This is a genomic window from Neolewinella maritima, from assembly GCF_923081025.1.
Lineage (GTDB): Bacteria > Bacteroidota > Bacteroidia > Chitinophagales > Saprospiraceae > Neolewinella > Neolewinella maritima.
Genome location: NZ_CAKLPZ010000002.1, coordinates 339,074 through 352,404 on the forward strand (window position 1 = coordinate 339,074; position 13,331 = coordinate 352,404).

At 56.8% G+C, this 13,331-nt stretch carries 14 protein-coding genes; 11 read left to right on the plus strand and 3 right to left on the minus strand.

The features are described from left to right. Window positions 1-383 precede the first annotated feature (383 nt). From MJQ68_RS09790 to MJQ68_RS09805, 4 genes are all read left to right on the plus strand, one after another. Window positions 384-1,211, plus strand: coding sequence for a hypothetical protein (locus MJQ68_RS09790; RefSeq protein WP_238750908.1), 828 nt, complete (start codon window positions 384-386; stop codon window positions 1,209-1,211). A 325-nt stretch (window positions 1,212-1,536) separates the two neighbouring features. Next, the gene (locus MJQ68_RS09795) at window positions 1,537-2,022 is read left to right on the plus strand and encodes a hypothetical protein (protein WP_238750910.1); all 486 of its coding nucleotides are present in this window, start codon (window positions 1,537-1,539) and stop codon (window positions 2,020-2,022) included. After that, entirely contained in the window at window positions 2,000-2,548 is a 549-nt protein-coding gene (locus tag MJQ68_RS09800; protein ID WP_238750911.1) for a helix-turn-helix domain-containing protein, read from the plus strand. The genes MJQ68_RS09795 and MJQ68_RS09800 overlap by 23 nt, the downstream gene beginning before the upstream one ends. A 95-nt stretch (window positions 2,549-2,643) precedes the next feature. Then, the gene (locus MJQ68_RS09805) at window positions 2,644-3,264 is read left to right on the plus strand and encodes a hypothetical protein (protein WP_238750912.1); all 621 of its coding nucleotides are present in this window, start codon (window positions 2,644-2,646) and stop codon (window positions 3,262-3,264) included. Window positions 3,265-3,488: 224 nt separating this feature from the next. Here the strand turns inward: MJQ68_RS09805 and MJQ68_RS09810 are convergent, their stop codons facing one another. Both MJQ68_RS09810 and MJQ68_RS09815 read right to left on the minus strand, forming a co-directional pair. After that, the gene (locus MJQ68_RS09810; RefSeq protein WP_238750913.1) at window positions 3,489-4,076 is read right to left on the minus strand and encodes a hypothetical protein; all 588 of its coding nucleotides are present in this window, start codon (window positions 4,074-4,076) and stop codon (window positions 3,489-3,491) included. 235 nt (window positions 4,077-4,311) lie between these two features. Next, window positions 4,312-7,062, minus strand: coding sequence for a 7TM diverse intracellular signaling domain-containing protein (locus MJQ68_RS09815; protein WP_238750914.1), 2,751 nt, complete (start codon window positions 7,060-7,062; stop codon window positions 4,312-4,314). A gap of 348 nt (window positions 7,063-7,410) precedes the next feature. Between MJQ68_RS09815 and MJQ68_RS09820 the strand changes: the two genes are divergently transcribed. The 7 genes from MJQ68_RS09820 to rsmG all read left to right on the plus strand — a co-directional run bounded on the left by MJQ68_RS09820 (window position 7,411) and on the right by rsmG (window position 13,106). Further along, complete coding sequence (locus MJQ68_RS09820) at window positions 7,411-8,841, plus strand: glycoside hydrolase family 30 protein (RefSeq protein ID WP_238750915.1); 1,431 nt, start codon at window positions 7,411-7,413, stop codon at window positions 8,839-8,841. Window positions 8,842-8,849: 8 nt separating this feature from the next. Continuing rightward, window positions 8,850-10,160, plus strand: coding sequence for a cytochrome P450 (locus MJQ68_RS09825; protein ID WP_238750916.1), 1,311 nt, complete (start codon window positions 8,850-8,852; stop codon window positions 10,158-10,160). 33 nt (window positions 10,161-10,193) lie between these two features. Beyond that, window positions 10,194-11,078, plus strand: a complete 885-nt coding sequence (locus MJQ68_RS09830) for a nucleoside hydrolase (RefSeq protein WP_238750918.1) — start codon at window positions 10,194-10,196, stop codon at window positions 11,076-11,078. Then, window positions 11,075-11,530, plus strand: a complete 456-nt coding sequence (locus MJQ68_RS09835) for a GNAT family N-acetyltransferase (RefSeq protein WP_238750920.1) — start codon at window positions 11,075-11,077, stop codon at window positions 11,528-11,530. Before MJQ68_RS09830 ends, MJQ68_RS09835 begins: the two co-directional genes overlap by 4 nt. A gap of 62 nt (window positions 11,531-11,592) precedes the next feature. Next, entirely contained in the window at window positions 11,593-11,763 is a 171-nt protein-coding gene (locus MJQ68_RS09840) for a hypothetical protein (RefSeq protein WP_238750921.1), read from the plus strand. A 2-nt stretch (window positions 11,764-11,765) separates the two neighbouring features. Then, complete coding sequence (locus tag MJQ68_RS09845) at window positions 11,766-12,467, plus strand: RluA family pseudouridine synthase (RefSeq protein WP_238750922.1); 702 nt, start codon at window positions 11,766-11,768, stop codon at window positions 12,465-12,467. A 3-nt stretch (window positions 12,468-12,470) separates the two neighbouring features. Beyond that, complete coding sequence (rsmG, locus tag MJQ68_RS09850) at window positions 12,471-13,106, plus strand: 16S rRNA (guanine(527)-N(7))-methyltransferase RsmG (protein WP_238750924.1); 636 nt, start codon at window positions 12,471-12,473, stop codon at window positions 13,104-13,106. A gap of 31 nt (window positions 13,107-13,137) precedes the next feature. Here the strand turns inward: rsmG and MJQ68_RS09855 are convergent, their stop codons facing one another. Continuing rightward, on the minus strand, window positions 13,138-13,320 hold the full coding sequence (locus MJQ68_RS09855) for a hypothetical protein (RefSeq protein ID WP_238750925.1): 183 nt from the start codon (window positions 13,318-13,320) through the stop codon (window positions 13,138-13,140). Window positions 13,321-13,331: the final 11 nt, after the last annotated feature.

Consider the following 13,331-nt stretch of genomic DNA (forward strand, 5'->3'; position numbering starts at 1 on the left):
ACCAGCTGTAAATGGAAAGTATAGTTCACTAGCCTACTGCTATAACCTACGGCGGAGTGTGGTCATTGTGGGCATTCTGGAACTGTTGCGGCGGTTGAGGGGGCGTGCTTTAGTGGGAGATGAATCCTTTGTGGCGTTCGCAGCGGCATTTGTGGGCCTCATGACGGCCTTTTGCGACCATCATCCGGGAATACTGGAAGTAAAGCTGGGTGGGCAGAAATTTGCTTAGTTTGGACGAGAGCTTTTGCACAGTCTCCCGTTGGGCAAAATTGCCGGCGTTAAAGCCGGCAACTTCACTGATAGCAACCTTGTAAAGATTCGGATCTGATACTGGATCTAGGATTATTATTTATCGTAAGCAAACCCGTTTAAATCATTAATTTATGGACATTCAAATGGTGGAAGAGAAGATCAAGTCTTATAAGAAGGAGGTAACAGAGTTCCACCCTTTTCTTAAAAATTTTCTGCCGAAAGTTCCACATATCAAGCATGTAGAGTACACACACGGTAACAGTGAATACGGAGTTGACTTCATCTTAATAGAAGAGGACGATAAGCTGAAGAGCGAAAAATATATCGGTGTCATTGTGAAGACTGGCAAAATCAGACAGTCTAGTGTAGAGGGAATTGAGCGACAAATTCGAGAGTCATTCAAAATGCCCAAGATCGTTTTTAACGGCTCAAAAGAGGTTAACCTAAAGACCGTATGGTTAATATCAAACGATACAATTACTTCAAATGCGAGGCGCAAAATATTTAAATACTTCCGGGAAGTTAACATAGAAGTTATCGATTCACTGCTATTGTCGCGTCTTGTTGCCTTCCATCACCCGGAATACATTAATGGCTTGGTTGAAAATGTATTTGCTATAACTAATCAGCATGTGCCGGATAGTGGCGAATTACCTAAAGTGGACACGGAGGGAAAGTATAAAGGATATTATGAAAATGTCTATGGGGAACAGTTCATATTTTTAGGCGATAGACAGACCGAAAGGGCAGTGATTTATGGAGGAGATTTCGGTTGGGAAACCGAGATAGTTATCTTTGCGGGTATGGATGGAGGGGATTGGATATTTGGAGATGCAGAAATATTGTGGATAAGTAATTGTTATGCAACTATGACGAATAGTAAAATAGAAGAAATTTATAATGAATTTTTTCATAAGTTAAATCCGTTCAATGCACTTGCAGGTAGATTACCTTATTAGTCATAAATGCATGTTAGCCAAGGGGTACAATGTAAGCTCGCCTAACATCACGACCCTCATCAACCGAGGCCGGGTGGAAGTAAGGTTAGTGGGTATTGTAGGTGCCCGGTGCCGCCGCGCTGTCCCTTCGTGGGTGGAAAGGGTAGTGTTGGTTGCTTCGACTAGTTGACTGCCCCGACTGCGAGGTCGTACGCGTTCAGCGACATAGTGGCATCAGGCCGGCACCGAGAACACTCAATAGAGTGCTGAGCAGGCTGGAAAACGTTCGTCAAAAGTTGACAGATACCATCAACTATGCGTGTCTTTGTGTCAGCAAAGAACGAAGATGCCCCTACAGGAAGAGCCAAGTGGTCGCACATTGGCTTCTGCCATTGAAACAGTCTCTGGCGCCGACTACCGCTGGATTGCCGACACTCCACACTTCAGGTTTAACTGGAAAAAAGAGTCAGCCAATGAGGTGTACAAGATGTTCCTGGTAGACGAAGACGAGATTTTAGATTTAGTCTCGCTCACCGATGGTCCTGAGGAGTACCGTATTCATCTTGATCTAATCGAGACATCGGAGGAGCACCGGGGGGAGAAGAAGACCATCTCAAACATTGCCGGCTGCTTGATCGCCTTTGCGTGTAAACTAGCTTTTGAACGTAGGTACGACGGCTTCGTCTCGTTGCAACCCAAAACTAAGTTGATCGATCTGTACCAGGAGCGCTACCACTTTCGTCAGTACGGACACTACTTAGGAGTAGAACAGGAGCTAGCCAGGAAGTTGATTGAAGAATATCTATACGATGAAACAGAAGATGCAACATAAGGATAAGCTATACCGTGAGCTGTCCGAGCAGTACAGTGAGGAGGAGCTCGCCGAAAGCTTCGTGTTCAGTAGTGAGTTGACCGATCCAGAAGAGCAGCGGGAGGCACACGCTGAATTTCTCAAGCTACGACTGGCAGCACGAGAGAACATGGATGAGGGGGCACAACTGCGCTCAAAACTGTACGCCTTCAAGTTGTCGCTGCAGGATTACTTTCAGACGAAAAAGTTTGTCCAGGAGTTCAGTTTTGGTCAGCAGGCCAAACGCTACATCGCCATCACGAACCGAAGCAACAGTGAGATTGCCAGTAACCTGGATATTCATAAGGCCCGCTTGAGCAGGATCGTGAATGGTAAAGAGCATCCGAATACGGAGTTAATGTACCGACTGGAGCGGCACAGTGGCGGGGAGATACCGGCCTACTACTGGTGGCGACTGTTAGCTCGGGAACTGGAGTACAAACTAAGAACGGATCACCGGAAGAAACAGGAGGAGGCGGACCGGGTAAACAACCCGCTGTCGCTGTAGGCTTCCCAAGTGGCGCGACCAACTCCTTTGGTAGAAACTGAGGAGGTCGTCATCAGTCATAGCGGTCGTTAAATAGCCATGCACAGCCGCCATCCATGAAAAAACTACTAGCCTACCTCCTCTCCATCACCCTATTCCTAAGCCTCACGGTACTCACCCAGGTAGGCGGACTGATCTACCTGGTCGCGCTGCTACTCGCCACCACAATAGGGTGGGGGGCATGGTGGAAAACGATGGTAGTCTTCCTTCTACTGTATACCGGAACTACCTTTCTTGTACTACCCACTGTAGCTCCCCACTTCGGTCGCGTACGAATCACGCATGCAGCCAACCTGCAACCGGCGAACTACTTCACTTCGGTGCTGCTCAATCGGAACTACGTGACGCCTACGCTAGATGGGGCACTCAGTCAGGCCGCCAGCCAGCTTGGTCCTAATGGCCACATCAACTACCTGGATGCTAACTTTCCTTTCTACGATGGCTTCCCCCTGCTGCCCCACCTGAGCCATAACGATGGTCGCAAAGTAGACCTCAGCCTGGCGTACGAAACGGCCAGTGGAGTACCCTCCCGCGACATCAAATCCACGAGCGGATATGGTGTGTACGAAGGACCGGCACCGGGGGAACTCGATCAGATCGAACGCTGTGTGCGACAGGGCTACGCACAGTACAGCTTCACCCAGTACCTTACCCTCGGGCAAATGAGCCACACCTGAAGCAGCGCCTCCGCCTTACTGATTCGCGGATCCGGTACCACGGGTGTCAGGCCGTCCGCCACGACGACCATATCCACGTGCAGACTAGTCGGTAAGGAAACAAGTCAACTAGTAGCGTAGCAGGAGATCGACGGATTCGGGTGTACCCTGACCGGGGGAGTGCACTACACGTGAGAGAAGTATCCGCACCTGCGTCCGCGGCTATCTAACAGAGCGTCACCTATCTATTGCGCTGGGTGAATGGCGACTTGTACGTTCGCACAATATCCTACTTCATCCGAGTCTGGATGGAGCAGGGGACCTGAGGGGAAGCCCGATGTACAACCTCCGTCCATGGTCTGGGTTTGGATCTGAATCTTTCCGGGCTGGACCGGACCGTGGGTGCGTAGGGCCAGGTGGACTTCCGCCGTCAGTGGGGTATTGAAGGTGGTGAGGGTGCCCGGCGCATCGAACCCATCTCCGACGCGAAGGTGTCCGGCGAAGGTAGCTTCGCCGCTTTCGCCGGCAACATAGCCTGAAGCGTAGGTGGAGGACGGCGGGCCCGGCTCATCATCGAATACCACGAACCATAACGTATAGGCATTACCGGGGATCAAATCCTCCGTTCTAAAGTGTGCCGTGATGCCATCTTCGGTACGGCACAAGCCGGAGTACGCACCCTGAACGACCGTCCTTCCCTCACTCGAATCTTTGTACACGGCTACGGGTGCTCCGCTGTCCTTCGTCGGATCTAGGGTTACGTCGTCGTCATCTTCGCAAGCAGCGAATGCGAAAAGTACGAGTAAGGGGAAAAGTAGTTTTTGGATTAGCATAATACATTCTTTTTGAGGTGAGGTGACACTCCCTTGCACGTAGCAGGGAACGGCACAAACCCACCAGTACGGTAATGGACTGATATAAAGGATGGTACAAACCTAGGGGCCACCGGGTAGCGTGACTTTCGCTAGGTAGGCGGAGTCTTGCTCCATTGTTGAACAAGCAGGTGGGCGGCCCTTACGCTATAGTTGCGTCAGGAGGCGATTATAGTGGCAAGTTGCTTGTAATCAGCTACTTGCGTGTTGCGCTCGGACTTTCACCGAACGTCTCTTTAAAGACCTGCGAGAAATAGACCGGCGTTTTAAACCCCACCCGGTAGGCGATTTCCGAAATACTTAGATCGGTAACGCTCAGCAGGATCTTCGCCTGCTGGAGTCGCACGTGCCGGATGTATATCGCCGGCGACATACCGGTTAGGGCCTTCAGTTTACGGTGCATCTGGGAGCGACTGAGGTGCAGTGCCCGGGCCAGGTCATGGATGGAGAACGCTTCATCCTCCAGGTGATGCAGAACGATCTGTTCTACCTTTGCTACGTAGGTATCTTCCTTATTGTCGGTAGCCTCAACCGCTTGGTGGCTGATCAGGGTGCTACTATACTTTTGCTGTAGCGTTTGTCGGATCTCCAGTAGCTTATGCAGGCGGATCATCAGTTCTTCCTTCTCAAACGGCTTGATCAGGTACGCGTCTGCACCGTGCGTCAGTCCGGTTAACTTGTCTTCGGGACTCGCCTTGGCGGTAAGCAGTATGATGGGGATATGGCTGGTCCGTTCGTTTTCCTTCAGTATGCGACAGACCGCAAAGCCATCCATTTCTGGCATCATCACGTCGGAGATGATGATGTCGGGCAGGAGTGCTAGTGCCTTTTCAACACCGAGTTTTCCGTTGCGGCAGATTAGGATTTGGTATTCCTCGTCCAGACAGCTTTGGAGGTAGTACGCGACATCCGCGTTGTCTTCAATAATGAGCAGTATGGGCAGTCCATCCTCGATCACGTCCGTATTCTGATGCTCCAGGCCATTCGCACCGGGAAGGTGTGGCGTGGCATAGTCGTACGGAACCATCTCCGCGTCCAGTGGCATATCAGTATGAATGGGCAGATCGATAACGAAGCTGCTGCCCTTATTTAGTTCGCTTTCCACGTCGATGTGTCCCTCCATGGTAGCCACCAGGTCATTGACCAGGGCCAGTCCGATACCGGTCCCGTGGCTCCCGTGACCGGTATCGATCTGATGGAAGCGGTCGAAAATAAACGGGACCTGTTCTTCAGCAATCCCAATGCCGCTATCCTTGACGATTAGCCGCAACTGCGCGTGCTGGTCTCTGTTTACTTTCTTGGCGACGACCGATATCCTGCCGTATGCCGGCGTAAACTTGATCGCATTACTCAGCAGATTGGTCAGTATGCGCTCCAGTTTTTTTGCGTCGAAGTCCATGAGCAGAGCGGGCAGTTCTGAATGGAACTGGAGGTTTAGCTTGTGCATAGTGGCGTACGACTCATGCAACTCGACGAGGTAGCGAACGAACGGAATGACATCGGCTTGCCTGAGATCGGACCCCATTTTTCCGGCCTGAAGCTTAGAGAGATCCAGCAGTTGATTGACGAGGGACAATAGGTTCCTGCTGTTTTTTTGGATAAGTTCCAGCCGTTTGCCGGTCTCCTTTTCGGGTTCTCGTTCCAATTCCAGGGCCATGCCCTCGATGACGGTCAGTGGCGTTCTGAACTCGTGGGTGATGTTGGCGTAAAAACGGGTCTTGAAGGTATCGAGCTCCTGTAGTCTCAGGGCCTCGGATCGCTCCTTTTCCTGTTCGACCTGTACCCGCGTGATCTCCCCCTGTAGCGTGTTGTACTTGTCCGCTAGAGCTAGGGAAAAAACAACTGCTTCGACAGCGCCAAAAGCGAAGGTGGCGGAAGGGGTACGAAAATAATTGACCAGGTTTGTTTCGGGTAGCCAGGCTAAGACATCCAGCCCGGCATAATGCATGGAGGTGATAGTGATACCCGCGACCAGAAAGAGCTGCCCGAGGACGAAGAACTTGGCTCGGTTGTACCCCGCTACGTAGCTCGTGATGCCCAGTATGAAACTCGTAAGTACTGCTGTATTCCACGTAAGGAGGCGGGCCACGCCGGTGAAGTGATATACTCCCGTCAGATTTAGCAAAAACTGCAGCGCAATCAGGGCAGTGCAGACCTGGAGGATCTTGTCCCATGCGGGGTGCCGCTCTCGCGTCACCAAATAACTGCGAACAAAGCCCAAGTAGGCTATCCAAATGACCGGGTCGGAGATCTTTTTGAGGTAAAAGGCGAGGAGCGGATAATCTGGCGTAAAAAATTGGGTCCATTTCGGTGGCTCCGATGCAAACAGGGTCATGAAGCTGATCGCAAAGGAGAAGATGTACAGGGTATACCATAGATAGGTCCTATCCCTGATGGAAACGTAAAGAAACAGGTTGTACAGCGCCAGGCCGAACATGATACCGAAGGTGATACCATCCAGGTAGTTGGTGAATGCTTTCCGCTCCAGTGTGGGCAGCGTCGGTCTGATGATGAGGTGTATATTGTCTTCCCTGCGAAACCGGGCGTTTGACGCAAAATTGGCCAGTACCTCGTATTCCGATGCCGGTTGGGTAAGGAACTTATTATTGTAGGGGCTGGCCAGGATACCGGAGGGAACCACCGCAATCCGTCCGCTTGAATCCCGAAAATGTAGCGTGACGTAGTCCCAGTAGTAGGACTCGAAACTGACCCACTGCTCACGATCGGTAGTATTCACCAGCACGAACCTGGCCCAGTAGTTGTGCAGGGTCGGCTTAGCCCGGACCGTATTCGGCCCGAACATGTCGTCTGGAGCCGCAAAGAGGGCTTCCGCCGACCACTGTTGGTGTTCGTCGCTCATGACCTCTAGCTCATCGATCAGCGTCCTGGTCCAGTCAGCCCGGACGGGTAGTTCGATCCGCTGTTGCGCACCAAGGCCCGTCTGCATACTACAAACGAGGGCGAACAGTAGCAGCGAATGCAAGTAGAAGTAAAACCCCGTAGCTCTCATACCAGACACGATGATCACTTAAGATACTGATCGATGCAGGTAGTTGGTCTAGGTAAGGTGAATCGCGGTTTACCCTTTAGTTCCTACTTATTGGAAAGGGTGAGAATGTCCGGCACCAAAGGAGTTCGATCAGATGGAGCGCTGTATGAAACGGGACTACCCTCAGTACAGCTTCACCCAGTACCTTAGCCACACCGATTCGCGGATGCGGTACCACGGGTGTCAGGCCGTCCGCCACGACGACCATATCCACGTGCAGACTAGTCGGTAGGGAAACAACACACCATGCATCTACAAGCAACTTACCTCCTAGCCCTCCTCCCCCTACTACTAACCATATCCTGCGCACAACAACCCGCCCAAACCTCCCCCCCAAGCTCCCCGGCAGCCACCCTCCACGTCACCACCTACGACCAGTCCCGGCTCCTGCAGCCACAACCAGTGTCCCTGGACACCACGGAGCAAGCCGACGCCAGTCTGCGCATCGACCCTACGGTAGCGTACCAGGAGATCGACGGATTCGGCTATACCCTGACCGGGGGGAGCGCGCTGCACCTCAGTAAGATGTCCGCACCTGCGCGCGCGGCTATACTGCACGAACTGTTTGCACCGGCGGACGATGGGGGGATCGGAGTGAGCTACCTGCGGCTGAGTCTGGGGGGATCGGACCTGGATGAGTACCCCTGGTCGTACGATGACCTGCCGGCGGGGGCGACGGACGTGGCGCTGGACGGCTTTTCCCTGGCCTACGATACGCTGTACCTGATCCCGCTGCTGCGGGAGATCCTGGTGATCGCGCCGGACGTAAAGCTGATGGCTTCGCCCTGGTCGCCGCCGACGTGGATGAAGGATAATGGGGATACGCGTGGGGGGAGTCTGCTACCGGACTACCACGACGTATACGCGCGGTACCTGGCGAAGTACGTACAGGCGATGGCCGCTGAGGGCATCCGGATCGATGCGCTGACGGTGCAAAACGAGCCGTTGCATCCGGGGAATAATCCGAGTCTGCTGATGCTGGCCGAGCAGCAGGCGGACTTCATCAAGGGCAGTCTGGGACCGGTGTTCCGCGCGCAGGGTATCGAGACCAAGATCATCGTCTACGACCACAATGCGGACCGGCCGGACTATCCCATTTCCATCCTGGACGATCCCGAAGCCGCGGCCTACGTGGATGGGTCGGCCTTTCACCTGTACGGGGGTACGATCGATGCGCTCTCCGAAGTACACGACGCGCACCCCGGTAAGCACCTCTACTTTACGGAGCAGTGGATCGGCGCACCGGGCGACTTCGCTACCGACTTTGCCTGGCACACCGAAAATCTCATCATCGGCGCCACCCGCAACTGGAGTAAGACCGTGCTGGAGTGGAACCTGGCGGCGGACGCCCAGCAGGACCCCCACACCGACCGCGGGGGCTGCGATCGCTGCCTGGGTGCCCTGACGATCAGCGGCGACGAGGTGGTGCGCAATCCGGCCTACTACATCATTGCGCAGGCGGCGAAGTTCGTTCCGGCCGGCTCGGTACGGATCGCGTCTTCCGCTACGCCCTTTCCGAGTGTGGCATTTCGGACGCCCGGTGGGGAGGTGGCGGTGATCCTGCAGAACAACGATCCTACCGATAAAATCGTAGCGATCAGTGATACGGGGCAGGCCTTGCGGGTACATTTACCGGCCGAGTCCGTAGGTACGCTCGTGTACCGCCCCCGCAACTAAGCCAACCCATGTACGCTCCCCGCATCCCCCGCACTACCGTAGTCCGCAAGCTGCTGCGGCTGGCCCGCCACCCCATCCCCACCTTTACGCAGTACGGGCGGGAGTACGGGGCCAACTTCCTGCTGCACGTCGGCGGTGAGCGCATCACCCATTTTACGACCGATGCGGAGGTGGCCCGGCACGTCCTGCAGCGCAACCACCGCAACTACGAGAAGAGCGAGATCCAGACCGACCAGATGGGCCGCTACCTGGGCTTCGGTCTACTGACCAACAGCGGCAACGACTGGTTGCGGCAGCGGCGGCTGATCCAACCGGGCTTTCACCGCAAGCGGCTGGCGGCGCTCACCACGGAGATGCAATCGGTCATTACGGAGGAATGCCAGCAGGCCGCCGAGCAGCCGTCGATCGACCTGTTCCGCTTCACGCGGCAGCTGGCCTTCGACATCATCGTACGGGCCCTGTTCACGGACGGCTTCGGCGAGCGGGAAACGCGGCGGCTGCACAGCATCTTGGATAAGCTGCAGGCCTACATCATCTATCCTATCCGCCTGCCCATGCTGCGCCGCCCCCTGCGCTGGGCCGGACTGGAACGCAAGCACCTCGCCCTGGCCCGGGAGAGCCGGCAGCTGGTGCAACGGCACATCGATCGGCGAAAACTTCGCAGCACCTGCGATCCTGCCCCGAACGATCTACTACAAATGCTGCTCGACAGCCGCTACGAGGATACCGGCGAGCCCATGGAAGACCGGCAGCTGGTCGACGAGATCCTGATCCTCTTTGCCGCCGGCTACGAAACTACCGCCAATGCTTTGGCCTGGACCGTCTGGCTGCTCCTGCGCCACCCGACAGAGCATGAGCGCTTGCGGACTAGCGAGGAGCCCGGCTACCTCACACAGGTCATCGAGGAGAGCATGCGGCTGTACCCACCGGCCTGGATCACCGACCGCGTGGCCCTGGGACCAGATACCGCTAACGGCTTCACGATCGATAAGGGGGTCACGCTGGGCCTGTTCATCTACGGCATTCACCACTCGCCGCAGTACTACGACGAGCCGGAGGCCTTTCGTCCCGACCGTATGCACCCCGACGCCAAGCAGCAGCGCCACCCCTTCAGCTACCTGCCCTTCGGCGGGGGGCCGCGGTTGTGTATCGGTCAGCACTTCGCCATGCTGGAGATGCAGCTGGCCCTGCGGCACCTGGTGGATCACTATACCGTGGAGGCCGTCGGGGAGCTGCCCGTGCCGGAGCCCAAGCCGTACGTGACGCTGCACCAGGACCGGCCGGTGCGGGTACGGCTACGGCCGCGTACTCCAGGCTAGCGCTATGTGCCGGACTTACCCTAAGTTTAAGCCATGCGCTACGTCCTCCTGCTCCTGCTCTGCGGCACCCTCCAGGCCCAGACCCGCTTCATCCTCGATGCCGATACCGCCAACGAGATCGACGACCTCTACGCCATCGCTTACCTCCTGGCGGAAGAGGGCGTGGCGTGGGAAGGCCTCACCTCCGCCCAGTGGCAGCACTACCGCTCGGGCGATAAGACCGTCTACCAGAGCCAGCACCTGAACGTAGAGCTGCTCACGCTGGCCGGCCGCACGGACGTGCCCCACCCCCTGGGCGCCGATACCATCATGGGTGAACCCTGGGGCGGGTTTCAGCCCCGCGATAGTCCGGCCGCGCAGTTCATCATCCAGCAGGCCCGTCAGGGCGCGGACGCAGGTGCGGAGAAGGTGGTCGTCATGTGCATCGGCGCGAGCACCAACCTGGCCTCTGCCATTGCACTGGCCCCCGACATCAAGGACCGGATCGTGGCCTACGTACTCGGTTTCCGCTACGACACCACCGGCGGCTACTGGAACAAGGACGAGTTCAACATCCGCCGCGACCTCAATGCCGCCAACTATCTGCTCGACGCTGAGGGGCTGGAGCTGCACGTCATGCCCATCTCTACAGCCGTTCAGTACACCTGGCAGCGCGACTCCACCTTCGCCCGGCTCGACCGCAGCGGCCCCATCGGACAGTACCTCAAGCGCCGCTGGGAAACGAACGCTACCGAAGATCGCGAGCGAGTCATGTGGGACGTAGCCGCCCTGCAGGCCTTCCTGCGCCCCGATCAGGCCACCGAGATCGAGGTGACCACGCCCCCCGAAAATGTACAGCGTAGGGTATGGATGTACACCGACATCGACGAAGACGCCATGCAGCGCGACTACTGGAACCGACTTACTACTTACGAATGACCCTCCTACGCACCACCCCCGCCCACCCGGCCTACCCCCAGCTGATCCGGGAGCTGGATGCCTTCCTGGCCGTCACCGACGGGGATGACCACGCCTTCTACGACCAGTACAACGGCTCGGACGACATCAAGCACGTCGTCCTGCTGCTCGACGAGCAAGGAAAGGCCGTCGGCTGTGGGGCCATCAAGGAGTTTGCCACGCGCACCGCGGAGGTGAAGCGCATGTACGTGGCCGAATCCGCACGGGGTAGGGGACTGGCGGGGCGCATCCTCACCGAACTCGAGGGCTGGGCCCGCGAACTGGGCTACCGGCGCCTGATGCTGGAGACGGGCACGCGGCAGACCGCCGCCCTACGCCTCTACGAAAAGCACGGCTACCGGCGCATGGCGGAGAACTATGGTCCGTACGCCGGCGTGGAGGAAAGCGTGTGTATGGAGAAGCGCCTGGACTAAGCACCGCACCCGCGACCCCGCCCCCGTTCAGCTACTGAAACTGCGGTTCGTATCTTTGCCCCATGTTCGACCTGCTGCTCACTATCGCCCTGATCTACTTCGCTTACCGCGGCTACCAGTGGTATACCCACGTGAAGCAACAGGTCAAGGGCGGGCCCCCTCCTCCGCCCAATATCGACATCACCGAGCCCGAGGAGCGCGACGATTACATCGACTACGAAGAGGTCAAGTAAGTATGCCCAACGAAGAATCCGCCCCCCGCTTCCCCGGTCGCCCCGGAGACTGGGTCCTGTATAAGGACAACCAACTCATCGCCTTCAACAAGCCCGCCGGCCTGCCCGTAGTACCCGACAAGAAGAAGAGCCCCAACCTGCTCCAGATCGGCGCGGCCTACGTGCGGCAGGATCTGTACCCCATCCACCGGCTCGACCGCCCCGTCTCCGGCGTAGTGCTGTTTGCCAAGAAGACCGCCGCCCAGACCCGGGTCTCCGAGCAGTTTCAGGCGCGCAGCGTAGCCAAGACCTACCTGGCTGTCGTCGGAGAACGACCCACCGAAGACGCCGCCACGCTCGTCCACTACATCCGCGAGGGGAAGGGCAACGTCTCCGAGGTCGTCGACCAGTCCGACAAGACCGCCAAGCGGGCCGAGCTCAGCTACCGCTACCTGGCCAGCAGCGATCGCTACCACCTACTGGAGATCACCCTGCTCACGGGTCGCAAGCACCAGATCCGTGCCCAGCTCGGTGCCATCGGCAGTCCCCTGCGCGGCGACACGAAGTACGGTTTCAAGCGCTCCAACGAAGGCGGCGTTATCGATCTCCACGCACACGTGCTCAGCTTCGACCACCCCGTGAGCGGGTCGCGCGTAGAGCTGCGGGCACCGCTACCCACCGGTCCGGTCTGGGAAGGATTCAAGGGAGCAGACGTAATGGGCTAATTCATGAATGCAGCAGGTATTTACTCGCATTTTCCCGCTCTGACGGAGCAGCAGCGCACACAGTTTGACGCCCTGGACGGCCTGTACCGGGATTGGAATGCCAAGATCAACGTGATCAGCCGCAAGGACATCGACAACCTGTACATCCACCACGTACTACACTCCCTGGCGATCGCCAAGGTGATCAGTTTTCGGGCGGGGACGCAGGTGCTGGACCTGGGCACGGGCGGCGGCTTTCCCGGTATCCCGCTGGCCATCCTGTTCCCGGAGGCTGAGTTTCACCTCATCGACGGTACGGCAAAGAAGATCCGGGTATGTCAGGAGGTGATCTCGGCGCTCGGACTGACCAACTGCCGCGCCGAGCAGCAGCGGGCTGAGGAGCTGAAGCGACCGAACTACGAGTTTGTCGTCACCCGCGCCGTAGCCAAGATCGATAAGCTGGCCGAGTGGAGTCTGCGGCTCATTTCGGGCAAGCAGCGCAACAGCCTGCCGAACGGCATTCTGGCCCTGAAGGGTAGGGGACTGAAGGAAGAACTCGCCCTACTGCCCAAGGGGGCCTACGTAGAGGAATACCCCATCGACGCGTGGTTCGACGAGCCGTTCTTTGCGGCTAAGGAAGTGATGTACCTGCAGTACTAGCTAGGGTGGCCACTGTAGTAGCCGTTAAACCCTACATATAGCCGAGGGCCATGACGAGGAAGGTGAGCATAAAGGGCATCGCCACCCAGAACCACTGGTTCATAAAGATCAGCATCAGGATAAATACTACCAGGGAGATCAGGAAGAAGATCCAGTAGTTGCGGCGCGAGGTGTGGGGCTGGCTTTCGGCGGAAACGGCTTTCTTAGAGGTCATATCGGATACAA